This is a genomic window from Streptomyces bobili, from assembly GCF_002154575.1.
In the GTDB taxonomy this organism is placed as follows: Bacteria; Actinomycetota; Actinomycetes; order Streptomycetales; family Streptomycetaceae; genus Streptomyces; species Streptomyces bobili.
In genome coordinates this window covers 1-1,678 of sequence record NZ_MUBA01000570.1, presented here as the reverse complement: position 1 = coordinate 1,678, position 1,678 = coordinate 1, and the positions used below count along the sequence as shown (strand labels likewise).

At 69.5% G+C, this 1,678-nt stretch carries 1 protein-coding gene; it reads right to left on the bottom strand.

The genetic code is table 11. From position 1 onward, the window contains the following. The coding region (locus BZL64_RS33740; protein WP_086772904.1) for a cellulase family glycosylhydrolase at nt 1–1,431 on the bottom strand (1,431 nt) is incomplete at its 3' end. Nucleotides 1,432–1,678 lie beyond the last annotated feature (247 nt).

The window sequence follows — 1,678 nt, the reverse complement described above, 5'->3', positions numbered from 1 at the left end:
GGCCGCGTTCGTCGCGGTGACCGTCGGTCCGGTCTGGGTGTGGGACGCGTTCCACATGCTGGTGACCTTCTGGGAGCCGGACCAGGTCCAGGTCACCTTCCACGAACTGATCGGCGTGGTACCGGTGTTGGTGACCTTCACGTCGGCGTTGAAGCCGCCGCCCCAGTCGCTGCCGACCGTGTACGCGGCGGCGCAGGCGGCCGTACCGCCGCCGGGGCCGCCCGGGTCACCGGGCCCGCCCGGATCCCCGCCCCCGCTCGCGAAGCCCGGCGCCTTGATGCTCGTCAGGTAGCCGTCCTTCACCGTGTCCACCGTCTGCCAGTCGTCCTTGAGGATGCCGCCGGTGTCACCGGAGTTGGGGTTCCAGGACCAGAAGGTCCAGTGGAAGGAGTCCGCGCCGTACGTGGAGGTGGGCCGCAGGTAGTCCACCAGCGCCGACAGCCATTTCTGGTCGACCGTCGACTGGAGGGTCGTACCGAACTCGCCCACCCACACCGGGGCGATGTTCTGCTTGAAGATGTAGCCCCAGTACTTGTCCCAGATGCCGGGCATGTTCGCGGGGAACGCGGGGTCGCTGAACCAGCTCTGCTGGGCCACGCTGGTCGCGTAGTCGTGGGCGGAGTAGACGACCCGGTTCGCCACGTCGAGCTGCACCGGGTACTGGGCGACGCCCATCAGGTTGCCGCCCCACCATCCGGAGACGCCGTTGAAGGTCTGCACGCCCTCCACGAAGATCAGCAGGTCGGGGTTGACGGAGAGGACGGCGTTCCCCGCGCGCTGGGCCGCGAGCCGCCAGTCCCTGGTCGTGTCGCCGCAGCCCCAACAGGCCGGGTCGTGCGGCTCGTTGTGCAGGTCGATGCCTACGACGGTGGAGTTGCCGGCGTAACGCCCCGCGAGGGACTTGAGGTTGGCGATCCAGGTCGACTCGGGGACCGCCGGGGTGTACCAGAGCGCCGACTGCCCCGCGCCGTCCGGGCGGTGGCGGTCCAGGATGACCTTGATGCCGCGCTGGCCGGCGTAGCCGACGATCTTGTCCAGGACCTGGAGAGAGGTGAGGCCTTGCAGGTCGGCGTTCTTCCCTGCGGAGAAGTCGATGCTGCTGGGGGCGGCGCCGGGCTTGAGGATGTCGTCACTGAAGGGAAGCCGGAGGGTGTTGTATCCCGTCGCTCCAATCTGGTCGATCATGCTCTTGTAATCGCGGGACCAGAGTCCGTGGAGGACGTTGTTGGAGGTCTCGAAGCCGAACCAGTTGATGCCGGCGACGCGGACCGGCTGTCCGGCCGCGTCCAGGATCTGGCGTCCACTGGTGTGCCAGTAGCCCGCTCCCACGGCGTCCGCCGCGTGGGCCGGCGGCGCCGAGGCCAGGGGGATCAGCGGTAGCAGGAGTGCGGCGGCGGCCGCGCACAGCGCTCTGCGCAAGGTGCGGAACATGTCGCTGCTTCCTCTCGGGGGGCGCGGGCCGGAACGAGTGGGAGCGCTCCCACAACCGCGCTTCCATGGAAGAGGGATCACATGGACACGTCAAGACAGCTGACGCCACCTGGTGCACAACTCGGCTACGGCACCGCCTCGACGCCTCCGCCCGACGCGTCCGTCCCGGTGCCCCCTCACCGCCTCCGCCCGACACATCCGCCCCGGCGCCCCCACCTCACCGCCTCCGCCGCAGCCTGCCGAGGCC